This is a genomic window from Shewanella abyssi (assembly GCF_023284025.1).
Classification (GTDB): domain Bacteria; phylum Pseudomonadota; class Gammaproteobacteria; order Enterobacterales; family Shewanellaceae; genus Shewanella; species Shewanella abyssi.
The window spans coordinates 91,161-115,450 of record NZ_JAKIKR010000004.1 but is presented as its reverse complement, the minus strand read 5'-3'; the positions used below and the strand labels follow the sequence as shown (position 1 = coordinate 115,450).

The 24,290-nt window shown below is 45.1% G+C and carries 26 protein-coding genes; 7 read left to right on the top strand and 19 right to left on the bottom strand.

What is annotated here, in order from left to right:
• Positions 1 to 19 precede the first annotated feature (19 nt).
• From rlmB to zapE, 8 genes are all read right to left on the bottom strand, one after another.
• Positions 20 to 763, bottom strand: a complete 744-nt coding sequence (gene rlmB / locus L2755_RS03480) for a 23S rRNA (guanosine(2251)-2'-O)-methyltransferase RlmB (protein ID WP_248979363.1) — start codon at positions 761 to 763, stop codon at positions 20 to 22.
• Positions 764 to 3,187: a ribonuclease R gene (rnr, locus tag L2755_RS03475; protein WP_248979362.1), complete on the bottom strand. Its 2,424-nt coding sequence runs from the start codon at positions 3,185 to 3,187 to the stop codon at positions 764 to 766.
• A 40-nt stretch (positions 3,188 to 3,227) separates the two neighbouring features.
• On the bottom strand, positions 3,228 to 3,851 hold the full coding sequence (locus L2755_RS03470) for a tetratricopeptide repeat protein (protein ID WP_248979361.1): 624 nt from the start codon (positions 3,849 to 3,851) through the stop codon (positions 3,228 to 3,230).
• Between the two features lie 199 nt (positions 3,852 to 4,050).
• Complete coding sequence (locus L2755_RS03465; RefSeq protein WP_248979360.1) at positions 4,051 to 5,346, bottom strand: adenylosuccinate synthase; 1,296 nt, start codon at positions 5,344 to 5,346, stop codon at positions 4,051 to 4,053.
• A 66-nt stretch (positions 5,347 to 5,412) separates the two neighbouring features.
• Positions 5,413 to 5,601 (bottom strand): DUF2065 domain-containing protein, encoded by a 189-nt coding sequence (locus L2755_RS03460; RefSeq protein WP_202286476.1) that lies wholly within the window; start codon positions 5,599 to 5,601, stop codon positions 5,413 to 5,415.
• A gap of 479 nt (positions 5,602 to 6,080) precedes the next feature.
• Positions 6,081 to 6,473 (bottom strand): 30S ribosomal protein S9, encoded by a 393-nt coding sequence (rpsI, locus tag L2755_RS03455; protein WP_248979359.1) that lies wholly within the window; start codon positions 6,471 to 6,473, stop codon positions 6,081 to 6,083.
• Positions 6,474 to 6,487: 14 nt separating this feature from the next.
• Entirely contained in the window at positions 6,488 to 6,919 is a 432-nt protein-coding gene (rplM, locus tag L2755_RS03450; RefSeq protein WP_101092593.1) for a 50S ribosomal protein L13, read from the bottom strand.
• A gap of 326 nt (positions 6,920 to 7,245) precedes the next feature.
• Positions 7,246 to 8,355 (bottom strand): cell division protein ZapE, encoded by a 1,110-nt coding sequence (gene zapE, locus L2755_RS03445; protein ID WP_248979358.1) that lies wholly within the window; start codon positions 8,353 to 8,355, stop codon positions 7,246 to 7,248.
• A 162-nt stretch (positions 8,356 to 8,517) separates the two neighbouring features.
• Between zapE and L2755_RS03440 the strand changes: the two genes are divergently transcribed.
• From L2755_RS03440 to degS, 3 genes are all read left to right on the top strand, one after another.
• Positions 8,518 to 8,868 carry a ZapG family protein gene (locus L2755_RS03440; RefSeq protein ID WP_248979357.1) on the top strand — a complete coding sequence of 117 codons (351 nt, stop codon included), beginning with the start codon at positions 8,518 to 8,520 and terminating at the stop codon, positions 8,866 to 8,868.
• A gap of 243 nt (positions 8,869 to 9,111) precedes the next feature.
• On the top strand, positions 9,112 to 10,467 hold the full coding sequence (locus tag L2755_RS03435; protein ID WP_248979356.1) for a DegQ family serine endoprotease: 1,356 nt from the start codon (positions 9,112 to 9,114) through the stop codon (positions 10,465 to 10,467).
• Between the two features lie 126 nt (positions 10,468 to 10,593).
• Positions 10,594 to 11,676: an outer membrane-stress sensor serine endopeptidase DegS gene (gene degS, locus L2755_RS03430; protein ID WP_248979355.1), complete on the top strand. Its 1,083-nt coding sequence runs from the start codon at positions 10,594 to 10,596 to the stop codon at positions 11,674 to 11,676.
• A gap of 254 nt (positions 11,677 to 11,930) precedes the next feature.
• Here the strand turns inward: degS and L2755_RS03425 are convergent, their stop codons facing one another.
• From L2755_RS03425 to mlaF, 11 genes are all read right to left on the bottom strand, one after another.
• The gene (locus L2755_RS03425; RefSeq protein ID WP_248979354.1) at positions 11,931 to 12,119 is read right to left on the bottom strand and encodes a hypothetical protein; all 189 of its coding nucleotides are present in this window, start codon (positions 12,117 to 12,119) and stop codon (positions 11,931 to 11,933) included.
• Between the two features lie 226 nt (positions 12,120 to 12,345).
• Entirely contained in the window at positions 12,346 to 13,968 is a 1,623-nt protein-coding gene (locus L2755_RS03420) for an Ig-like domain-containing protein (protein WP_248979353.1), read from the bottom strand.
• 192 nt (positions 13,969 to 14,160) lie between these two features.
• A complete protein-coding gene (locus L2755_RS03415) occupies positions 14,161 to 14,799 on the bottom strand; it encodes a response regulator (protein ID WP_248979352.1) in 639 nt (212 codons plus the stop codon).
• Entirely contained in the window at positions 14,799 to 16,061 is a 1,263-nt protein-coding gene (locus L2755_RS03410; RefSeq protein WP_248979351.1) for a sensor histidine kinase, read from the bottom strand. The genes L2755_RS03415 and L2755_RS03410 overlap by 1 nt, the downstream gene beginning before the upstream one ends.
• 283 nt (positions 16,062 to 16,344) lie before the next feature.
• Entirely contained in the window at positions 16,345 to 17,604 is a 1,260-nt protein-coding gene (gene murA, locus L2755_RS03405; protein WP_248979350.1) for a UDP-N-acetylglucosamine 1-carboxyvinyltransferase, read from the bottom strand.
• A gap of 21 nt (positions 17,605 to 17,625) precedes the next feature.
• Complete coding sequence (locus tag L2755_RS03400) at positions 17,626 to 17,877, bottom strand: BolA family protein (protein ID WP_202286488.1); 252 nt, start codon at positions 17,875 to 17,877, stop codon at positions 17,626 to 17,628.
• Between the two features lie 13 nt (positions 17,878 to 17,890).
• Positions 17,891 to 18,184, bottom strand: coding sequence for an STAS domain-containing protein (locus L2755_RS03395; protein WP_248979392.1), 294 nt, complete (start codon positions 18,182 to 18,184; stop codon positions 17,891 to 17,893).
• Positions 18,184 to 18,861 (bottom strand): MlaC/ttg2D family ABC transporter substrate-binding protein, encoded by a 678-nt coding sequence (locus tag L2755_RS03390; RefSeq protein ID WP_248979349.1) that lies wholly within the window; start codon positions 18,859 to 18,861, stop codon positions 18,184 to 18,186. Before L2755_RS03390 ends, L2755_RS03395 begins: the two co-directional genes overlap by 1 nt.
• 17 nt (positions 18,862 to 18,878) lie before the next feature.
• On the bottom strand, positions 18,879 to 19,349 hold the full coding sequence (gene mlaD / locus L2755_RS03385) for an outer membrane lipid asymmetry maintenance protein MlaD (RefSeq protein WP_248979348.1): 471 nt from the start codon (positions 19,347 to 19,349) through the stop codon (positions 18,879 to 18,881).
• Positions 19,350 to 19,420: 71 nt separating this feature from the next.
• The gene (mlaE, locus tag L2755_RS03380) at positions 19,421 to 20,206 is read right to left on the bottom strand and encodes a lipid asymmetry maintenance ABC transporter permease subunit MlaE (protein WP_248979347.1); all 786 of its coding nucleotides are present in this window, start codon (positions 20,204 to 20,206) and stop codon (positions 19,421 to 19,423) included.
• Positions 20,193 to 21,005: a phospholipid ABC transporter ATP-binding protein MlaF gene (gene mlaF, locus L2755_RS03375; RefSeq protein WP_248979346.1), complete on the bottom strand. Its 813-nt coding sequence runs from the start codon at positions 21,003 to 21,005 to the stop codon at positions 20,193 to 20,195. The genes mlaE and mlaF overlap by 14 nt, the downstream gene beginning before the upstream one ends.
• A gap of 175 nt (positions 21,006 to 21,180) precedes the next feature.
• Between mlaF and L2755_RS03370 the strand changes: the two genes are divergently transcribed.
• The 4 genes from L2755_RS03370 to lptC are packed head-to-tail and all read left to right on the top strand — an operon-like array spanning position 21,181 to position 24,269.
• Complete coding sequence (locus L2755_RS03370) at positions 21,181 to 22,140, top strand: calcium/sodium antiporter (protein WP_248979345.1); 960 nt, start codon at positions 21,181 to 21,183, stop codon at positions 22,138 to 22,140.
• A 44-nt stretch (positions 22,141 to 22,184) separates the two neighbouring features.
• The gene (locus tag L2755_RS03365; protein WP_248979344.1) at positions 22,185 to 23,162 is read left to right on the top strand and encodes a KpsF/GutQ family sugar-phosphate isomerase; all 978 of its coding nucleotides are present in this window, start codon (positions 22,185 to 22,187) and stop codon (positions 23,160 to 23,162) included.
• Position 23,163: 1 nt separating this feature from the next.
• Complete coding sequence (gene kdsC / locus L2755_RS03360; RefSeq protein ID WP_248979343.1) at positions 23,164 to 23,715, top strand: 3-deoxy-manno-octulosonate-8-phosphatase KdsC; 552 nt, start codon at positions 23,164 to 23,166, stop codon at positions 23,713 to 23,715.
• On the top strand, positions 23,712 to 24,269 hold the full coding sequence (gene lptC / locus L2755_RS03355) for an LPS export ABC transporter periplasmic protein LptC (RefSeq protein ID WP_248979342.1): 558 nt from the start codon (positions 23,712 to 23,714) through the stop codon (positions 24,267 to 24,269). The genes kdsC and lptC overlap by 4 nt, the downstream gene beginning before the upstream one ends.
• The last annotated feature ends 21 nt before the right edge of the window (positions 24,270 to 24,290 follow it).

Genomic DNA, 24,290 nt, shown 5'->3' with positions numbered 1-24,290 from the left:
CTAGGCCATAGTAAGCGACTTACTTAGCGAGTCGTTGACGTACAGCTTCAAACAAGCAAACGCCGGTAGCCACTGAAACGTTTAAGCTTGAAACACTACCCGCCATCGGAATAGATACCAGTGTATCGCAGCTCTCGCGTGTTAAACGGCGCAGGCCTTTATCTTCTGCCCCCATCGCAATAGCAAGTGGGCCTGTAAGGCTAGCTTGATAAAGCTCACAATCAGCCTCTCCTGCCGCGCCAATAATCCAGATGCCTTTATCTTGTAAGCTACGCATTGTTCGCGCAAGGTTAGTCACCTGGTATAAAGGAACTATCTCAGCTGCGCCGCAAGCGACTTTACTGACAACTGGCGTTAAACCGACAGAGTTGTCTTTCGGTACAATAACACCCTGCACGCCAGCCGCATCGGCGTTACGTAAACAAGCACCCAAGTTGTGTGGATCTGTCACCCCATCCAAAATCAATAAGAAAGGTGTTTCAGTTGTTTCCAGCATCGCATTTAGATCATTGTCATTAAGAATTTTGGCTGGTTTCACTTTAGCCACTACGCCTTGGTGTTGACCGCCATCAGACTTATCGTCTAATGCTTTGCGTGAAGCATACTGAACGGTTACGCCCCACTGCGCTGCAATCTCTAATATTGGCGTCAGTCGTTTATCATCGCGACCTTGTAGCACCCACATTTCGATAACGCGCTCAGGACTATTTTTAAATACAGCTTCAACGGCATGTAAACCAAAGGTAACATCTTGCTTTTTCATCTATTTCTTACTCGTTTTACGCTTCGCTGGCTTGGCATTTTTAGCCGAAGACTTTGTTGCTGAAGCTTTTGTCTTAGTCGTGGTGGCTTTAGCACCACTGCTTGATTTATTTTTACTGCCAGATCGTGAGCGCTTGCCTTTAGCAGCGCTCTTCTCTTTATCAGCAAGTTTGGCGCCTTCGCGATTAACCCGCTCTCTGGCGGTCATCGGCTTGCTCGGCTTACGACGCTTACCGCCTGCCGAGTCGCCTTCCATCATAAGATCTATTTGACGGTCATCGAGATTAACGGCAGCCACTTTTACCGTGACCGTATCGCCGATTTGATACACTTGCCCAGAAGCCTCACCAACTAAACGCTGGCGCATATTATCGTACTGATAATAATCACTGCCTAGGCTTGAGATATGCACCAAGCCATCGATGAACAGGTCATTGAGACGAACAAACATACCGAAGTGAGTCACTGATGCGACAACAGCTTCAAACGTATCACCCACATGGTCCTGCATGAACTCACATTTAAGCCAATCACTGACATCACGCGTCGCTTCATCTGCGCGTCGCTCTGTGGTTGAACACTCGACACCAAGCTGATCAAGCTCTTCAATCTTGTAGCAGTAACCGCCGTCAGCAGTCCACTGCTCGGGCTGATCACCCTCTTGTTTTTCTAACAAGTAACGGATCACTCGGTGCAATATCAAGTCAGGATAGCGACGAATTGGCGAGGTGAAGTGCGAGTACTCCTCTAATGCTAAGCCAAAATGACCTTCATTATCAGGTGTATATGTTGCTTGTTTCATTGAACGCAGCAACATTATTTGAATGAGTTCAGCATCGGGTCTGTCTGCAATTTGCTCCATCACCGCTTGGTAATCTTTTGGCGTTGGCGCTAGTCCGCCCTCCATCGTCAAACCACGCTCTTTAAGGAAGTCCTTAAAGTTAGTGAGCTTTTGCTCCGATGGCGATTCATGTACCCGGTACAAGACTTCACCTTTATGCTTTCTAACAAACTTAGCCGAGGCAACGTTTGCCAAGATCATGCACTCTTCAATGATCTTATGGGCTTGATTACGATTACTCGGTACGATCTTTTCGATTTTACGCTGTTCATTAAATACAAACTGCGTCTCTGTGGTTTCAAAAGCAATGGCACCACGATCTGCACGAATACCATCAAGAGTCAGATACAAGGATTGCAAGGTCTGCAGATGCGGGAATATAGGTTTAAGCTTATCACTCACCTCACCGCCTTCAAGCATGTCTGCAACCTGGGTATAGGTTAGACGTGCATGCGAGTGCATTACCGCAGGATAAAACTTATAGCCTGATAGCTTACCCGCAGCAGAGATCGTCATCTCAGCGACCATACAAAGACGGTCAACCTCAGGCATCAAAGAGCAGAGCCCGTTAGAGATCTTCTCTGGCAACATAGGGATCACTTGCGATGGGAAGTAAACCGAGTTGCCCCGTGAACGTGCTTCCCTGTCTAATGCTGACTCTGTACGCACATAATGGCTTACATCAGCAATGGCGACCCATAAACGCCAACCACCTGACTTCTTCTTTTCTGCATAGACTGCATCATCAAAATCACGTGCATCTTCGCCATCAATGGTCACTAGCGGCAAATGACGCAGGTCGACTCGACCCTCTTTGTCTGCTTCGGTAACTTCATCTGGGATTTTACGTAGCTTTTTCTCAATCAGCCCTGACCACTCATGTGGTAAGTCATAATTGCGCAGTGCAATTTCAATTTCCATACCCGGCGCCATTTGCTGGCCCAGTACTTCAGTGACTTTCGCGGCCGCTTTGACATAGCGCCCAGGTCGACGGGTTAGCTCTAAAACAACGATATCGCCCTGTCTTGCGCCTAAACGATCCTCTTCAGGGATCAGTATCTCTTGAGTGACGCGGCGGTCATCAGCGATAACGAAGCCCATACCGGCATCAAGGTGGAAGCGGCCAACAAGTGCAGCGCTTCGCTGCTCAACTAAACGCACGATTCTAGCTTCACGGCGGCCTTTACGGTCAACGCCTGCTTTTTGCGCCAGCACTTTATCACCATGAAAGTACATCGCCATATCACGGTTGTGTATATAGAGGTCGTCACCGCCCTCTGCTAACTTTAAGAACCCAAAGCCATCACGATGGCCTATGACGGTGCCAGTCAGCAAATCCATTCTTTCTGGTAAGCCATAGGCTTTACCGCGAGTAAACACCAATTCACCGTCACGCTCCATAGCTCGCAAACGACGACGTATCGCCTCTAGCTGCTCTTCACCTTCGATGTTGAGCGCGTTTGCAATATGTTCACGGGTTAACGGGGACGTTTGAGAGCGTAAGTATTCCAAAATATACTCACGACTTGGGATAGGATTGTCGTACTTTTCTTGCTCTCGCTTAATATGTGGATCTTGTATCATTCATGTTCCAAATTATTGGCATAACTGCTGTCAGCTATGCTTATTGTTGCGTTGTCAGGTGTTCTTTCTTTGCCCTAGCAACTGCGCTGGGCGGCATTTTTGCCTCTAACACCTTTAACAAATTAATTGCTTCAGTCTGAGTTGTTTCATCGCTAAACACTTCGTTGTATAGCCAATGAAAGCCAGTTTCATAATCGCGGGGGCTACCATAGCCTTCACCAAATAACCGAACCAACATTATTCTCGCCGGCAGATCACCTGTCGCGGCTGCTGGTAGCACATAGTGCACAGCACGTTCTTTATCTTCCATAACGAATTTTCCGTCATGGTAATACTCTGCCATTCTTACCATGGCTTCAGCACTGCCTTGCTGTGCTGAGGTTTTTAACATCGAGATCCCGCGCGGCGGATTGGCCTTTACGCAGATCCCGAAATTCAGCATTTCAGCCCAAAGGTACTGATACAAAGGCTGCTTTAACACCTCAGCTCTTGCTTCAATATCTTCTACAATTTGACAGTCATCGCCTTTAACTTGAGTTAAATAGCTTTTGCTGCGAATTAACTCAACAAGTTGCTCTTGAGTATAGACGTCTACCGCTTTGGGCGTCGCCCAACTAGGTACAGAAATTATCGATATTACAATAATTAATACATAACGCAGCATAAATTCTCTCAATGACAGTGGGTTAATTCAAGCGCTAAATATCGAGGCCGCTAACAGCGAACCCTGAGCATGTTCTGTCTTTTGTCATCGGCAGTATAACGCATTTCTTGAGCACTACCTGCACATTAACCATTTCTGATTACAGTGGTTTTATAAATTAGCTTCCAATAAAAAGGCCGCTAATCGCGGCCTCTTCTTATTAACTAAACGGATTCACCAGAATCATGGTCTCGTTTCTATCGGGACCCGTTGAGATAATATCAATCGGCGTTTCTAACAACTCTTCTAAACGCTTAATGTAGTTGATTGCTGCTGGAGGCAGTTGCTCTACAGATGTCGCGCCAAATGTTGTTTCGCTCCAACCTGGCAAGGTTTCTAAAACAGGAGTGACCAGCTCATAGCCTTCTGCTGCTAGCGGAGTTGTAGTCGCGACAGTTCCATCAGGATACTGGTAGCCGACACAAATCTTCACCTCTTCAAGACCATCTAGAACATCTAGTTTAGTCAAGCAGAAGCCGCTAACACTGTTGATTTGAACTGCACGCTTCATCGCGACAATATCTAACCAACCTGGACGACGCTTACGACCGGTAGTCGCACCAAACTCATGACCCTTAGTTCCTAAGTAGTCACCAATTTCGTTTTTCAATTCCGTTGGGAAAGGACCGGCACCAACACGCGTGGTGTATGCCTTCATGATCCCCAAAACGTAATCAAGATGACGAGGACCAAATCCTGAACCTGTTGCAACGCCACCTGCGGTAGTGTTAGAAGAGGTTACAAATGGATAAGTACCATGGTCAATATCGAGTAACGTGCCTTGAGCACCTTCAAATAGAATTGGCTCACCCGCTTTACGTGCCTGATCAAGAAGCTCAGAAACGTCAGTGCACATACTCTTCAAGTAATCAGCAATCCCAAGAGCATCTTTCAATGTCTTTTCGTAATCAACTGCTTCGCACTTGTAGTACTCGGTCAACATAAAGTTGTGATAAGACATCACTTCCTTCAACTTCTCGGCAAACAATTCTGCATTAAACAGATCGCCTACACGTAAGCCGCGGCGTGATACTTTATCTTCATATGCTGGACCAATTCCACGACCCGTTGTGCCAATAGCTTTATTGCCACGCGCTTTTTCGCGGGCCATATCTAATGCACAATGGAATGGAAGAATTAGAGGACATGCTTCAGAAATTAATAAACGTTCCTCTACAGGTACGCCACGCTCTTTAAGCATGTTAATTTCAGTCATCAGAGCGTCGGGTGCAAGCACCACGCCGTTACCAATAATGCATTTTACATTATCGCGTAAGATCCCTGATGGAATAAGATGAAGAACGGTCTTGTCGCCATCGATAACAAGAGTATGACCCGCATTGTGGCCACCTTGGTAACGAACGACATATTTAGCCTGTTCGGTAAGAAGATCAACTATCTTACCCTTGCCTTCGTCACCCCATTGGGTGCCGAGAACTACAACGTTTTTGCCCATTATTTGCTGCACGGTAGTGGTTAAAACGGGATTTTAGCAGATCTATAGGGGCGGTAGGCAAGTATTTTATGAAAAAATAATCAATATAACGACACCGACGGTGACTAAAGAACCACCTAAACGTTGCAAAAGCTGCTGATTTTGATTGGAAATTTCTTTTAAATACGCTCGCCAACGATTTGGAAACAAAAGAGGACCAATTCCTTCAATTATTAACACCAAACCCAACGAAAGCATGATTAACTCAAAAGACATAACAAAGTATCTCCTATACCGAACAGTGAACAATGTAAAAGCACTTTACCACCTCACAATAACAGTCTATTTCAACCGCTGAAGTTTTCGAGTCGCTGCCTAGTCATCATATAGTAAGCATAAGCGACGATAAATGTCGGAGATATGTCTAACTCCTCAGCGAAACTTCAACTCATAGCGCTTTTATACGCTCTGCAGTCCACTAAGAGAAAAATCCAACATAACCCAAACCAGAGAGCTAGAACAACATACTAAGTGCATATACGCTCCTGTGCGCTACCTGCACACTGCATAACGAGCCTTAATAGTAATGAGTAGGTTTAACCAGTACGGTCGAAAACAGCTTAGATAAACAAAGAGATGCGCTGTCGCTCAAAATGCAGGTGAAGTTGATGGGGTAGTCGTTGAGCAAGCTGACTATTTTCAGGCAATAAAAAACCCAGCATATAGCTGGGTTTTTTGAATTCTGAAAGCGAAAATTAACGCTTTGAGAATTGTGGCTTCTTACGTGCTTTACGTAGGCCAACTTTCTTACGCTCAACTTGACGAGCATCACGGGTAACGAAACCAGCAGCACGTAGAGAAGGACGTAGAGTCTCGTCAATTTCCATCAACGCACGGGTAATACCGTGACGAATAGCACCTGCTTGGCCAGTGTTACCACCACCCTTAACAGTTACCATGATGTCTAACTTATCAGTCATTGCAACTAGCTCTAGAGGCTGACGAACAACCATGCGAGAAGTTTCACGACCGAAATATTCGTCTAGAGGTAGTTTGTTAACAGTGATGTTACCAGTACCTACTTTAACGAATACACGAGCAGTAGAAGTTTTGCGACGGCCAGTGCCGTAGTATTGAGTTGCAGCCATTGCTATAATCCCGTTTAGATATCAAGTACTTGAGGTTGTTGTGCAGCGTGGTTATGCTCTGTACCAGCGTAAACTTTAAGCTTACGGAACATGGCACGGCCCAAAGGACCTTTAGGTAGCATACCCTTAACAGCCTTTTCGATAATCATTTCAGGCTTATGAGCTTGCAGCTTCTCAAAAGTAATCTGCTTAATGCCACCGATGAAACCAGAGTGTGAATAGTAAACTTTGCCTTTGGCTTTGTTTCCAGTCACGGTAACTTTCTCAGCGTTAATAACGATGATGTAGTCACCAGTATCAACATGAGGCGTATACTCTGGCTTATGCTTTCCGCGTAGGCGAGAAGCTATTTCAGTAGCGATACGACCCAAAGTTTTACCTTCGGCGTCAACGACGAACCAATCACGAGTGACTGTTTCTGGTGTAGCAGTAAAAGTAGTCTTCATTTTACAAAAACCCAATGTTAAAATTCTGTCTCACATGCTAATGCCATTATTGGCAAAAACACAAAAAATGCCTTTCCCCGCCCCTTCGAGCAAAGAATTAGGCTTTACAACTTCCACCTAGAGTGGTGGATAACGAGGGCAGGTGGCGGATTATAGACAAAGATGGGTTAAAAATCACCTAATTTTTAGATAAATTTCTATCTCTTTTTAAACATTTGCGATATCAACGCTATCGTTTACCCTCTGATTGCCTCACGACAGAGGCAATCAGGCCGCTAGAGAGCCAAACAAACTTGCAAAAAAGCAGTGAGAGCTTGGCTTTTACCTTAAGGTAAATGCTCTAACGCTAAATAATCGTGGGACTGCATTTCGGTCAATCTCGAACGACAACGTCTAAACTCAAAATTCAGTAAGCCTTCAGTATAGATATCCGCTAGAGAGACAGCTGACGAAATAATTAATTTAACGTTACGCTCATAAAACTCGTCCACCATGGCTAAGAATCGACGCGCGATGTCGTCACCGGTTAAATGCTCACCCATCTGCTCGACCTGACTCAGCAGCACCGTATGATAGAGTCTCGCCACCTCCATGTAATCTCGTTGGCTGCGCGGACCATCGCATAACGCTCTAAAATCAATTAATAACACACCTTGGGCCTGTTGACGGATCTCAATAACCCGGCCATCGATGACCACGCCCTCTTTTGAGACTTCAGATTCCGGCGCTAATTTAGCAAAATACTCTTGTAGGTTTTGCTCTGCTTTATCATCTAACGGTGAGTGGTAGATCTCAGCCTGTTCAAGTGTTCTTAATCGGTAATCGACACCTGAGTCGACATTTAAAATGTCACAATACTGATTGATTGCCGCGATAGCGGGTAGAAATCTCGCCCGCTGCAAACCATTACGATACAGCTCATCAGGAATGATGTTAGACGTCGCCACTAGCGCGACCCCTTCCGCAAACAAGGATTCAAACAAGGAACCTAACAACATGGCATCAGTAATGTCAGAGACAAAGAACTCGTCAAAGCAGATCACTTGATACTGCGTCGCCATTTTTTTAGCGATAATAACCAGCGGATCGCGTTGCCCTTGTAGCTGCGCCAAATCAATATGCAACTGGTGCATAAATCGATGAAAATGCGCCCGCAGCTTTTTTTCACTAGGAAGAGAATCAAAGAAGGTATCCATTAAATACGTCTTACCGCGACCAACACCGCCCCATAAATAAAGCCCTTGCACGCTTCGCTTTGTTTTTTTCCCAAAGAGAGAAAACAGCTTGCTGGTGCTACGCCCCTGGCTGTTGAGTGCGTTCAGGTCATCAAACACTCGTTGTAGTTGCTTTACCGCTTCCTCTTGTGCAACGTCATAGGAAAAGTCATCTCGAGTTAAATCTTGTTGATAATGCTGCCAAGGAGTTAAATGCGACACGTAAATCATTCTCTAATAGGTAGGGGACAAACACAAATCAGCCACTTTGAGCTGTTTGGCGATTAATTATAATTAAACTATTGCAGTAAATAGTACCACGGCCGAATGTCGCAATGTATATTTGGCTGCATCTCTCTTATTAAAGTCGTTATTGGAGTCAATATGGAATGGGCATTAACCTTTGCAGCCTTTGTTATAGGTGGCGTTTTTGGGTACGTTGGGCATAGTGTTTTAACGAGAAGACACCAAGATAAAAATCAAAAACAACAGTTAGAGCAAACACAACTTGAACTGAGCCAATATAAGCAGGAGGTTGTTGATCACTTTGACGAACATCATAAACAGCTGACTGAACTCACCAACCTAGTCAATAAGGTTAACCAGCAATGGCATACCTCAGCGAGCTTATTAACCTCCCCAACGACTGAGAATCATCTAGCCGATATAGCGCCGCTAGATAACCCCAGCGCGGTGACCGATAGCACCTATACTAAAAAGGCTGCATCAATATGAATCAATAAAGGTAATGTATCGATAAATTAACCTTTGTTAATAATGATGAACTTATTGATACTCGCTTGAGTCCGACTCAATAACGAATGATATATACCCATCCTACCTGCAGATGCAGGATTCAGTAGGATTCAGTAGGATGGGTATACAACAGATTATATGATCTGCATGGCAATCGCCTTTCTTCAAGGCAAACATTGAACAGCCATGCATTAGTATTGACGATATTGGAGCAACGTATAAATGAAGACTAAATTATCCTTACTTTCAGCAGCCCTTTTGGGCGCAACCTTGACGCTAGCTCCCGTTGTATCTCAGGCGGCCATTCCTCTTTCGGTCGGCGGTGAAACCTTACCTAGCTTAGCGCCGATGCTACAAAAAACGACTCCAGCCGTCGTCGCTGTAGCCGTTTCAGGCACACACATCTCAAAGCAAAAAGTCCCTGACGCATTTCGCTATTTCTTTGGCCCTAACGCGCCAAGGGAGCAGGTGCAGGAGCGTCCGTTTAAAGGGCTAGGTTCGGGCGTCATCATCGACGCCGAAGAGGGATATATTGTTACCAACAACCATGTTATTGAAGGCGCTGATGAAATTCTTATTGGATTATCCGATGGCCGTGAAATTGAAGCCAAGCTCATTGGTACTGACGCCGAATCTGATATCGCCCTATTGCAAATCGACGCTAAAAATCTAACGGCTCTAAAGCGGGCTGACTCTGACAAGCTGCGAGTGGGTGACTTTGCTGTCGCTATTGGTAACCCCTTTGGCCTCGGGCAAACCGTGACGTCAGGGATTGTCAGTGCGATGGGGCGAAGCGGCCTTGGCATTGAGATGTTAGAGAACTTTATTCAAACTGATGCCGCGATTAATAGTGGTAACTCAGGCGGGGCATTAGTTAACTTGAACGGCGATCTCATCGGGATCAACACGGCCATTGTGGCACCCGGTGGCGGAAATGTCGGTATTGGTTTTGCGATTCCATCAAACATGGTCAACAACCTCGTTGAGCAAATTATTGAACATGGTGAAGTGCGTCGCGGCGTACTGGGCGTATTAGGCCAAGATCTTACCAGCGAACTGGCAAAGGCCTTTGGCATTGAAACCCAGCACGGTGGTTTTATTAATGAAGTCATGCCAGACAGTGCCGCAGATAAGGCAGGCATTAAAGTGGGCGACATTATTGTCAGTGTTAATGGCCGCAAGATTAAGAGCTTCCAAGAGCTACGCGCGAAAGTCGCTACGATGGGCGCAGGCAGCAAAGTTGAATTTGGGCTAATCCGTGATGGTGATGAGGAGTCAGTTACCGCAATACTGGGTGGATCAACACCAACAGCAACAGCCGCGGCGGGAGCTGTTCACCCAATGCTACAAGGGGCAAAACTTGAAAATGCTAGTGATTCAGGTGTGACTATTACCGATATAGCCCAAGGCTCACCAGCCGCAGCAAGCGGCTTGATAAAGGGAGATGTGATTATCGGTGTGAACCGCACTAAAGTGAAAAACTTAACATCACTTAAGTCTGTGCTTGGAGATCAAAAAGACTCTGTCGCGTTAAAAATACAGCGAGACAACACCAGCATATATTTGGTCCTTCGCTAAACACATCAGCTCAAGTTAACTAGCCGAGTAATACCCTCGGCTATTTTTCGAGTCAAAGTGCTTTCTTATGCGTGTTTAATACAAACATGTTAATCTAGCTCATCTTTTCCGTATTTACTCCCAGACATGATGATTAAAGACACTCTTATATATGTCGGTAAAGCCATAGCATTTGGCCTTATCATGGCTGCGGTTATCATTATTGTGATGCCTTTAATTACCGGGCAAAGCCTCACTAATGGCTTAATGAGCCGTGGGGTAACCAGCAGTAACGAATTATCTTTTGCAACCGCAGTACGCCGGGCCGCGCCTGCCGTTGTGAATATTTATAGCCTCAGTATTGATCGAAGAAACCCCCTTAAACCCAGTTCACTGCAAGGATTGGGCTCTGGCGTGATCATGAGTAAAGAGGGTTATATTCTTACCAACTACCATGTCATCAAACAAGCCGATGAGATTGTCGTCGCGCTACAAGATGGTCGAAAATTCACCTCTGAAGTGGTTGGCAGCGATCCCGAAACCGATTTAGCAGTATTAAAAGTTGAGGGCGATAACCTCCCTATCGTGCCCCTGGGTCTCGACGTTCCCGCCAGAGTTGGCGATGTCGTTTTAGCCATTGGTAACCCTTACAATTTGGGCCAAACAATTACTCAAGGTATTATCAGTGCAACCGGCCGTAATGGCCTGAGCTCTGGCTATTTGGACTTTCTTCAAACGGATGCCGCTATTAACGCGGGTAACTCGGGGGGGGCGCTCATCGATACTACTGGTCAATTAGTTGGTATTAACACTGCTGCTTTTCAGATTGGCACTGAGAGCGGTACTCACGGTATTAGCTTCGCTATTCCAATCAAACTAGCCCACAGCATTATGGGCAAATTAGTTAAGGATGGCCGCGTTATTCGTGGTGCTTTGGGCATTGGTGGTGAAGCCGTTGGCCCTGTAATGGCGCAAATTCTCAACATTCCAGATTTAGCCGGTGTACTTATAACCAGTGTTGATCCTGATGGTCCAGCAGCAAGAGCACAACTGCAAAAACGTGACGTGATAACTCACTATGAAGCTGAAGCGATACCGGGCGTATCAATGTTGATGGATAGAATTGCTGAAACGACCCCAGGTAAGGAAGTTAAGATTACTATTATACGCGAAGGTAAGTCTTACGATGTATCTGTGATAATGGATGAGAAGCCAGTGCACTACAACTAGAAATTGCTAGCCTCATTTGCCAATTAAAAGCCTGCTAAATGCGGGCTTTTTACTGTCTACAATCTCATTAGATATCTTTTCAATTCAGGTTATCAGTTCTAGACGCATTGACGTAAGAGGTAATTCGATTCACAAGTGGAAGCGTATTGATAAGATAACCATCCCCCCTTCCACCTCCAAAAAAACCAATACAAAGCCGAACTGATATTGGATCAGAAGGGTATTAACTTAAGTAAACGTAAGTGCAAGTATGTTCAATTGGCTGTTGTAGATTTCGGTAACGACTGCGGTTTTGTTTGCAACAAGCCAAACCAAAACGCTATCTCCAACACGGCACCTGAGATCAGTAGCCCTTTGGCCCCCGATGAAAATCCAACGGTGTAGCAGGTTAATGCGCTGAGTATCAGCAGTAGTAATAAGCCCATCCTTTGCCATAGTTTCATCTATCAAGTCCCTTTTAATCAGTCCAATGTAGAGCTCATTGCAGCGCCATGTTAACCATAGCAAAACCCAGTAACTAAAGTAAGCTCCGCTATATTAAGCTTTGTTTATCTTGTTCTGGTAAGCAGGGATCTGGTAATGCAGGATGTTCAACACATAAAAAAGCCGCTCTAATGATGAAATAGAGCGGCTCTGTTGCAGGGATAAAGTGAGATTAAAGCTTAGTGACTATTTATGGATTTTAGGCAGTGCCAATGCTCTTGCATCATAGTCATCGTGACATTCACCACAAGAGAACTTGGCTGTAACCCAAGGGTTCTGGAAGGTGTCTTTACCATCGTCGTTGGTAATAAACTGCTCAGCATCGGCAGAGATATCCATAGTAAATAGATGCGACTTCACATCACCAAATGTTACGCCACCTTTCGAGGTACGACTCGAAGCACTCTTAGCCATCTCTGGCATATGACAAGTAGTACACTCTGTCGCAGCATGTGGTGCAGCCGCCCAACCATTTTCTGCAAACTCTTTAGTGTGACAATCGCTACACTCTTTAACTAATGCAGCTTCATGTCCTGGTTTATCACTATTGACAGTAGACATGTGAGCATCATGACAGGTGCTACAGTTCATCTTAGTCGACATGAAGGCATCGCTTCGCGTCTCCTCTCCTGTAGTAGGATTAACACCTAGTATTTCATCGGCGGTTTGGTGATGCTTACTTAAACCACTACCGTTGGCAACGATACGACCACCCACTTTAGATCCTTCAGGGAAGGCAGTGTTGTATGGAGTCACAAATGAAGGATAGTCCTTCTCGCCATCACGAGTATGACACTCGGCGCAGGTTACCGCTTTACCATAGGCCATATCATCGGCTAAGAAATCTTCTGTTGTACGTGCAGTAGCCACCTTAACAATATTGTCCTTTGAAGGTGCCTTAGCATGGAAGCTACCCGCTCCATGACAAGATTCACACTGCACACCAGCCTGGGCAAAGGTTCCATCCATACCGATTAAGCCATCTTGATGACCATCTTTATTGCGGTCATCGCCATCTTCCGTAGTATTACGTTTCCAGCCAGTGGTATGGCAGTTACCGCAGTTATACTTCTTATCGACATCACCCGCGTGATATCCACCCATTGACTCAGCGCCCAATACTCCGTCGTTAGCCTCAAGGTTGTACTGCACCCCTGAACCCGTAACGATGTAGCCATCGGCATCTAACCAACGCATCTTCCAGTGATAGCCACCAACGACGTAGCTAGCCTCGTCATAACTGGTTGGAGCACCTAATGTGTTGTCGGCTCCGGTAATGAAATCAATCGCACCAGTAACATCGGTAAATGGAAATTCTGGAATGCCACCATCTTCAATCTTAGTTAACTTAAAGTTATGACCCGTCTTAACAAAAGACTCATGCTTACCACTGTGACAACCAGCACAAGATGCCGAACCCACATAAGCTAGAACCTCAGGCTCAGGTAGCGCTTCAACGGTGACTGTCACTTCAGCAGACGCTTCATCAGTACCATCGGTGATAGTGTAGTTAAACTTCACCTCACCGGCATCGCTGCCTGCGGTAAAGTCAATCTTGCCATCATTGATAACGGCACTGTCTGAATCAACAGAGACAATCGATAGTGTATCGCCGTCGCTATCAGTATCGTTTGCCAATACATCGATAGTCACGACGGCTGATGCAAGCACATTTATGGCATCAGCAACGGCGACAGGTGGCGTATTCTCAACCGGTGGGGTGGTATCATCATTATCGCTGCCACAGGCAACCAACATGGTGATCATACTGGCTAGCAGTAGCTTTTTACATGGAATTTGTGCGTTCATACATTCATCCTCAACATTACTCATTTTCATATCGCCGAGATAAATCAGTTTGGCGATTGATAGCCTCTATGGACATGGAGCAAGTATTGAAGAACTACTACTAAAGAGATAGATAACCAGAGTTCACTAAAATTGATAACTTGTGAACTATTGTTATCAACTAACAGCCAACAACCTGTTTATTAAGCATATTTAATCTTGCGATAAGTTATGATGTTGTAAAACGAACTGACCGGTATTTGTCAGAATGTAGATCTTCTTCTCATTTTGCATGACTAGGCCCGCCTTTTTTAACTGCCGCAGATGGAAGTTAAACTTAGTATGATCACCCATTTCGACTAAACGACATAAATCCATGAATTTCAAGGCTTGATGTGCCGCCAGTATTTTTAGCGCCTTACGTCGATAAGGGTTCGCAAGGGCGCTGTAAACTAAATCAGGATCTAGGTCGGAGCGACTTTTAAGCATCTCCTTTTCCGCCAAGCTACGTTTAATGGTGACGATGAGTTCTTCACTCTTAAAGGGTTTGGTCATTACACTGTCAGCCCCCTTTTTCATCGCATCTACGGCGGTGTCTACGGTTGCGTAAGCGGTAATAATCACAATAGCGATAAAAGGCTGATGATGACGTAAATTCGATATTGCTTCGACCCCAGTCATTCCCGACATCAGTAGATCTAACAGCGCTATATCAAAGTGTTGCTGCTCACTTGCAGCGATAGCGTCTTCTGCGCTCACGACAGCCGTTACCCGGTAACCTTCAAGCTCAAGCACTTCAACCATGTTACGCTTAAGCTCGATATCATCTTCGGCCAATAGAATAGAGATCATTAGCAGCGCTCCCGATAAAAGACTAACTCTACAGTGGTACCTTTATCTAACTCACTCACGATATTCATTTTCCCATGATGTAATGATGTAATTTGCTCACAAATAGCCAAACCTAACCCAGTGCCTTTACCGACAGGTTTACTGGAGTAAAACAGCTCTGTAGCGCGAGCTAATGCCTCTTTACTCATACCACAGCCGACATCTTTGACAGTGATAATGACTCGAGTATCATCCTCGGTAACATCAACCGTTATTGTTTGCCGAGGCAAAGATGCATCTAGCGCGTTACAGAGTAAGTTGATGATTAACTCTTCCAATTTAATTTTTTCACCATAGAGGCAAATATGAGCAGCACAATTCAACTGGATCTTATTGCGCTTACGGCGGTGAGCCAACAACTTTACAGCGCCATTTAATACCTCTTCAATCGCGACATTACCGCGCCTACCTGTGGAGGGACGAGCATAGCTCAACAACTCTTTACTGATAGATGAAGCGCGCTCAATACCCAGTCTAGCTCGATTCAAGTAGTCCTCTTGGGAACTAAAGTGTTCAGGGTTCTTCCGCTCCCAGAGATCTAACGCGAGTGTTGAAGAGGCCAATGGATTATTGATTTCGTGCGCCACCCCCATTGCCAACTGACCTATCGCTTTATATTTATCAGCTTCAATAGCACGTTTGAGCTTGGCCGCGGTTGCTTGCTCTTTTTCCAAATCAAACACTTTTAACGCCTTAAACAGTGCAACTAAAATCAACCCCCCCGCTAGGGTTCGCAACACGGGCACACTGTGGTGAGACTCGGTCGGCACCAGTCCAGAGAGCACGCCGTATATCAGTAGGCCAAACCCACTGATCACAAAGTACAACCCATAATGATGCTTCTCTTGCCGTAAACTATTGCCATAAACAGCCATGCCAATACCCGCTAAAAAGGCGCTACCAAAACCGATTAATATACGGGTGTATTGGCTCGCTTCGGCAAAACCAGTGTTGTTAATGGCTAAATCATGTAGATCTGGAATAAGCAGCCATAGATAGCTGATTATTATCGTCAGAATGATCCCATGCCCGACCATAGCAACCCGCTTGGTGGTGATACTCAGTATTTGCCAAGCAAACACCATTAACGCTATATAGGATAAAAGTAACTTAGTCAGACTGAGCCACTGGATCAGTTGTTGATACTGCTGTCCTATTTGGTCTGAAAAAATAATAATATACAGTTCAGACCACTCATGGAAAGCATGAGAAAAACCAAACATGGCCAGCGCCCACAAGGTAGGAGCAACTTTGAGCTGGCTATACCTAAAATTTCGGAATACCACAGCGCAACCTATAGAGAAAAAGACTAGGCCGTAGAATAGATAAATATTAAAAGTGACAAAAATAGGCATGGCGAGAACATAACATTGTAAAGATAGCGATGTGTTGATCTTGTGCTGATTTAGCGGCTCGTTTATTTGCGCTAGTTCATAAAACAAAAAACCATTTAAGCAATAACGCCTAAATGGTTCTTATTTAGCAAATAATAGCGTAATTAGGCTATTATTTTACTCGCTCAACGTGTCCGCCAAGTCCTTTAAACTTTTGCTCTATATGTTCGTAACCGCGATCTAAATGGTAGATGCGATCAACAATCGTTGTCCCATCAGCAACAAGGCCAGCTATCACTAAACTGGCTGACGCCCGCAAATCGGTTGCCATCACTTGTGCACCATTAAGCTTTTCAATACCGTGAATAATACAGGTGTTACCCTCTAGCTCCATTGTTGCACCCATACGGCTCAACTCAGGAACGTGCATAAAGCGGTTCTCAAAAATGGTTTCAGTAATGGTTGCTGTGCCTTCTGCTAACGCGTTAAGCACACAAAACTGCGCTTGCATATCAGTAGGGAAACCTGGGTAAGCGGCCGTCTTGATATTGACAGCTTTTGGGCGTTGCCCCTGCATATCAAGTTCAATCCAGTCATCACCCGTAGTGATTGTTGCGCCAGCATCTTCAAGCTTAGCCAGCACCGCTTCCAGCGATTTGGGTTCAGCTTTAGTGCAACGGATTTTTCCGCGAGTAACCGCTGCAGCCACAAGAAAGCTACCGGTTTCGATACGGTCAGGCATCACTCGGTAATCACAACCTTGCAGTGATTCGACACCTTGAATACGGATAGTATCGCTACCCGCACCGTCAATGTTAGCGCCCATTGCAATCAAACAATTGGCTAAATCGACAATTTCAGGCTCACGCGCCGCATTCTCGATAACGGTTTCGCCATCGGCTAATGCCGCGGCCATCAACAAGTTCTCGGTCGCACCAACACTGACCATATCCATAAAGATATGAGCACCTTTAAGACGACCATCAACGCGAGCTTTAATATAGCCCTCTTTGACCTCAATCTTGGCACCCATCTGCTCTAGGCCTTGCAAATGCAAGTTAACCGGGCGAGCACCAATAGCGCAGCCACCGGGCAGCGACACATCAGCCTTACCATATCGAGCCAGTAAGGGCCCTAAAATCAGTATCGATGCACGCATCGTTTTGACCAATTCATAAGGGGCACAAAACTCATTGAGGTTAGTGGTTGAGATACACACTTTATCGCCGTCTGAACGGGTAACTTCAGCACCCAAACAGCGCAATAATTCACAACTGGTATTAACATCCCTAAGGCTAGGAACGTTAGATACATTAAAGTCAGTCTCGGCTAACACACCCGCCATCAATATTGGCAGAGCGGCATTTTTGGCACCCGATATAACGACTTCACCTGCAAGCGCATTGCTTGCTTCAATTTTTAATTTATCCACGTTAACTCTCTAAATCTGCAATTACATATTAAAGACTTTTTCACGCTTCCATTGTGTTGGCGTGAATGCATTAATCGTAATAGCGTGTAACTCACCGCTAGTAATGTGAGCCATTAATGGGCCATAAATAGTCTGTTGCTGCTTAACGCGCCCCATACCGTCAAAACACTCACCGACAGCGACAATCTTGTAATGAGTCCCTTCTTGGGTCACTTTGACCTCTTCTAGGGATAATGCTTCTAACAGGATAGCTTCTATATCTTTACATTCCATGGAACTATTCACCTTACTGTGCTTCTTCATAAAAGAAGTCGTTTAAATCATATAATACAATAAATTTCTTAAGTTGCTCTGAAGCGGAGATCAGCTTCAAACTAGCACCTTTTTCAGCAAAAATACTGACTAATTCGAGTAAAAATGCCACTCCGGCACTGTCACAATATTCAATGTTTGCTAACTGTAAAAACGCAGTATCAGCATCCAATAAGCAACGTCTGTCATTCCATAGACTGATGACGGCTTCCTGATCTAAGCGGCCGCTAATGGCACAAATGATACCTTGCTGCTCAAAGCTTGCCATCACTCATTGGCCTGTTCGTTGGCATTTAAATCGATATGAGTCGCGGTGCGCTCAATTAACATCTCGATCACCGGTTCAATGCCTTTCTGGCGCACCAAGTTAGTGATCTCAGATTGCTTGGAGGATAACAAGCTCACCCCTTCAGCAACCAGATCAAATGCTTTCCAAGTATTATCTTTTAAACGTCTAGCTCTAAACTGTAACTTGATTTCAGGGCGCCCTTTCTCGATGATCCTAACATTAACTCTGACCATTTTCTCGTCGGCAAAATCTTCTGCAGGGCTGAATTTCACCGTTTGATCGGTATATTCAGTAAACGCTTGTGCATAGGTTGAGATTAAATAACCTCGAAAAGCCTCTACAAAACGAGTGCGTTCATCTTTGCTGGTGTCACGTAAGTACTGCCCCAATACTTTATATGATGCGTATTTGTAATCGACATAGGGCATCAACTCTTCAGTAACAATCACTTTCAAATGGTCTGGGTTATCTGCAATCAACTGCTTGTCTTGCTTAAATCGCGCAAACGTTTTTTGAGATACCGCTGCCACCATTGTATAAGGATTAGTTCTATCTATCTCTATATCAATGCTATTGCTGACCTCAACTGCATGGGCACAGAGGCTTGTAAAAGCCACTGTAGCCAGCATGAAAACGCGATAAAACCTGTTAAACATACCCTTTGCTCCAACCACTAACCCTTTGAACCGACACTATAGAGGAACTGACCAATCAACTCCTCTAATACTAATGCTGAATGAGTATCGTCAATACTGTCACCATCAACCAACATCTCAACATCGTCATCCATAAAACCTGGCGATAATCCTAAAAACTGCTCTCCTAACAGACCAGACGTCAAAATAGACAAGCTGCTAGTGTCAGGAAAGTACTTGTATTGCTTATCCATAGACAGCGTTACTATCGGTTCCAATCTTTCAGGATCTAACCTGATGGCACTAACACGGCCAACCACAACACCACCGACTTTCACGGGTGAGCGCACTTTCAAACCACCAATATTACTGAATTTAGCGTGCAGAGTATAACTACTGTCACCGGTTTTAACTTCTACATTAGCAACATTGAAAACCAATATTAAAAACGCTGCCAATCCTGACAATAAAAATAGACCGACTAAAATCTCAATCTTCCGTGTCAACATAACTCATTTACCACTCTATTCAATAAATCTAAACAATAATTAACCACAATTAACATGTTAGCTATCTTACGCTAGCTACCAAACATCATCGCTGTCAGCAGAAAATCCAACGTCAATACTGCGAGGCTAGACTGCACGACGGTTTGAGTCGTTGCTCGGCTTATACCCTCAGGGTTAGGTACGACATGATAACCGCGATAAAGTGCTATCCAGGTCACCACAACCGCAAACAATGAACTCTTAATAATACAGTTAACAATATCCTGACGCCATTCTACTGAAGACTGCAGAATTGACCAAAAGGCGCCACTATCAATCCCCTTCCATTCAACGCCAACAATATGGCCACCGTAAATACCAATGGCAGTAAACATCAATGCTAGCAAAGGTAAGCTAATCACCCCCGCCCAAAAACGCGGGGCAATAATTTGTCGTAGTGGGTCAATTGCCATCATCTCTAGGCTTGACAGCTGCTCAGTGCTTTTCATTAAACCAAGCTCAGCGGTTAATGCTGAACCCGCGCGCCCTGCAAATAATAGTGCGCTAACAACAGGGCCTAATTCACGTAATAAACTCAAGGCGACCATGGGCCCCAAGCTCTCTTCAGTGCCAAAGCCCACAAGAATATTATAGCCTTGTAGCGCTAGCACCATGCCAATAAACAAGCCTGAGACTAAAATAATCACCATAGATTGCACGCCGATCACATACAATTGTCTAATAAGCAACGGCGTGCCTTTTCTAAATCTCGGGCGATGTGCTATTGCGCCCCAAAGCATCATTCCCGCTTGTCCAAGGCCAACAACTAAATCAATAGCGCCCCGACCCAACTTAGCGATTTGATTAATCAAGCCCACTTAGCAGCTCCTTCTTATAGTCCGCTGCAGGATAATGAAATGGCACCGGCCCGTCGGGTTCACCACCAATAAATTGTTTCAGTTGCGGATTGTCAGCCGCGCGCAGCTCTTCAGGGGTGCCATGGGCAATAATTCTTTTATCGGCGAGTACATAAACATAATCAGCAATACCTAGCACCTCTTCCACATCATGAGATACCACCACTGACGTTAGATTAAGAGTGTCGGACAGCTCACGAATTAATTTAACCAACACCCCCATTGAAATAGGATCTTGTCCCGCAAACGGTTCATCATAAAGGATGATTTCCGGTTCCAACGCAATGGCACGTGCCAAGGCGGCTCTGCGCTGCATCCCCCCCGAAAGCTCGCTCGGCATCAACTTCGCCGCGCCCCGCAGCCCAACCGCTTCGAGTTTCATCAATACTATGTGGCGTATAATGTCTTCAGGCAAACCTGAGTGTTCTCTGAGCGCAAACGCAACATTATCAAACACATTGATGTCGGTAAATAGCGCGCCACTTTGAAAAAGCATGCTCATACGCTTACGCAGCGCAAACAATTGGCTGCGGCTACATTGATGCACATCGGTACCATCAAACAGCACTTTGCCTTGATCTGGCGTGAGCTGACCCGCGATCAATTTAAGTAAGGTAGTTTTACCGATACCGCTTGGGCCCATTATCGCCGTCACCTTGCCTTTAGGGATTGATAGGCTGATATTTTCATAAATAACATGGGAGCCGCGGCTAAAGGCCATATTGTGGATTTCGACCAATGAGTTAGGATTTTGAGTCATGCATGAGCCCTGCATTCAAATTAAGAAACATCCATTTTTCCTTAGCGGATAGGTAGAAATTGTACGTAATAGACTCATCAGGTACAACCAAATCAACACTATCTCACCTCAATACTTTCATTTTTCTTCAATTACAGCGAAAATACGCGGCTATATCCCCAAATACTTAGAATTGATGTTATTTAATATATTTTTGTTAGTGGCTGGCTTAGGTGCTTTAGTCTGGAGTGCAGATAAGTTTGTCTACGGTGCGGCAGCTTTTGCGCGCAACTTAGGCCTTCCGCCAATGTTAATCGGTTTGACCATTGTTGCTATGGGCAGCTCAGCGCCAGAAATGTTTGTTGCCGCCACCGCGTCAATGAATGGTATGACAGATACCGCCATTGGTAATGTACTCGGTTCCAATATTGCGAACATCACACTTATCTTGGGTATTACCGTACTGCTCGGTGCCATTTCTGTCAGTTCACAAACACTGAAACGTGAAATTCCATTGATGCTAGCCGCCACCGTCATTGTGGGTTACTTCTTACATGACGGTTTTTTAACCCGAATGGAAGGTATTTATCTATTAGTGCTCTTTTTTGCATTGATGGGCTACCTCATCTGGCATGGTCTGACGAATAAGAATCGAGATACACTAGCCATTGATGCGGATAATGAGATCCCTGTAAATGTCCCGACCAAGAAGGCGATTCTTTGGCTTGTCATTGGAATGATACTCTTACCACTTTCAGCCGATTGGATGGTTCAAGGCGCGGTAGGTATTGCTAAGGCTTACCACCTTTCTGATCTGGTCATCGGGCTAACGATTATTGCCGTGGGCACCAGCCTCCCAGAACTTGCAGCCTGTGTTGCAGGCGTATTGAAAAAAGAAGATGATTTAGCCATCGGCAATATTGTCGGTTCAAACTTGTTTAATATTTTAGCAGTGCTGGCAATACCCGGCATTATTGCGCCAGGTGCCGTCGATGCGGCAGCCAGCACGAGAGATTTCTACATGGTGCTTGCAACGAGCAGTGCACTTGCAATACTGATCTTATTGAGCGGACGCGCTAGGCAGCTAAAGCCTTGGCATGGCGTCGTCCTACTAATTACATTTGTCGCATACCAAGCAATACTTTTCCTATCTTAAATATGGATGCGACACATAAAGCAACAAATTAGAGAGAGCAAGACATGGTAGATGAACAGCAATTACGCCAGTGGGGCACCAAGGTCATTGATGTCGAGAAAAAAGCACTCGATAACCTTTACCAATATGTAGACTCGAGCGAGTTTGCCCAAGCCTGCCAATTAATAATGCAGTGCACCGGCAAGGTTATCGTGATGGGAATGGGTAAATCTGGCCATATCGGTAATAAAATCTCTGCCACACTAGCCAGCACTGGCACACCGGCATTTTTTGTCCACCCAGGTGAAGCTAGTCACGGTGACTTAGGCGTGTTAAGCGAAAATGATATCGTACTGGCGATCTCCAACTCCGGTGAATCGAGCGAAATTTTGACCTTGATGCCTGTCATCAAACGCATGGGGTTACCGATGATATCGGTAACAAGCAAGCCTGAATCAAATATGGCTAAGTTAGCTCAGCTGCATCTTTGTATTGAAGTACCTGAAGAGGCCTGTCCACTCGGGCTCGCGCCAACATCAAGTACAACAGCCACCTTGGTTATGGGTGATGCATTAGCGGTTGCTTTACTGCAAGCTCGCGGGTTTACTAAAGATGACTTTGCACTATCTCACCCCGGTGGAAGCTTAGGGCGTAAGCTATTATTAAAAGTCAGTGACGTCATGCATAAAGGCAATGAGCTGCCACTGGTAAAAGATGATATCTGTATTACCGATGCGCTTTACGTGATCTCTAAGAAAGGCTTAGGCATGACCGCCATTGTCGATACGGCAAGCACCTTAGTCGGCATTTTTACCGATGGCGACCTGCGCAGAGTGATTGATGCAGAAGTTAACCTGCGCACCACATCAATTGCCGATGTAATGACTAAAGGATGTGTCACCATTACCGATAATGTACTCGCTGCAGAAGCATTAAAAGTGATGGAAGAGAAAAACATAAATGGTTTGATTGTCATCAATTCACAGCAACAACCCGTCGGCGCACTTAACATGCTCGACATGGTTAAAGCAGGAGTCATTTAACATGTCTAAACAGGGATTATATGGCCCAATTAGCGATGATGTTTGGCAAGCAGCCAGCAAAATAAAACTACTTATTTGTGATGTCGACGGCGTATTTTCCGATGGCCTAGTTTATATGAGCAACTCAGGCGAAGAGCTCAAAACATTCCACACACGCGATGGTTACGGCGTGCGTTCTGTGCTTTCGAGCGGCATCAATGTGGCCATCATTACCGGCCGCAGATCGCAAATTGTCGAAGACAGAATGACAGCGCTCGGCGTGACCCATATCTACCAAGGCGTAGATAATAAGTTGAGCCCCTATAATGAGCTATTAGCACTTTACAATGTCAGCCCAAGCGAAGTTGCCTATATTGGTGATGATATGGTTGATCTTCCTGTGATGAAAGAAGTTGGTTTATCGGTTTGTGTCGCCGATGGTCACCCTTATGTTAAGCAGCATGCTTTGATGACAACCCACATTAAAGGGGGGCACGGCGCCCTAAGAGAGCTCACTGACTTGCTGTTGCTTAGCCAAGGTAAGTTTGAGTCGGCTCACGGGATGAGCATATGAATCGCGTCACGCTAGCGATTATCGCTTTATTTGGCACGGCCCTTATTCTTTATTGGCAGGTGCAATCTAAGAAAAGCGACCCAACGTTAGACATTGATATAAGCAAACGCCCTAACTACATCATCAACGATCTGCGCAGCACTGAATACAATGAAGCGGGCCTAGTTAATAGCAAGGTCACCGCTAAGCACATGGAACACTTTGAAGACGCCAGTATGACTTACTTCACTGACCCTGTTTACTTGATCTACCCTGATAATGGTCAAGCTCAATGGCGGTTACGGGCGAGCAAGGGAAGTCATAATAATTTAACCGGTAAGGTCTCACTGGAAAACAATGTTATTATCGATTCTATTAGCCCAAAGGAGCCGATCCAAACATTGTCGACCTCCTATTTAGAGCTTGATCTCAATACGATGATCATGACCTCTGATGAAATCATTCACGTTACTGGCAACGAGTTTGTGATCCAGGGAACAGGCCTTTACGCTGATCTTAATGCCCAAAGTGTAATGTTACTCAGTGAAGTCGAAGGGATCTATGATGCTAAATAAGCACTTAAAAAACATACTCAC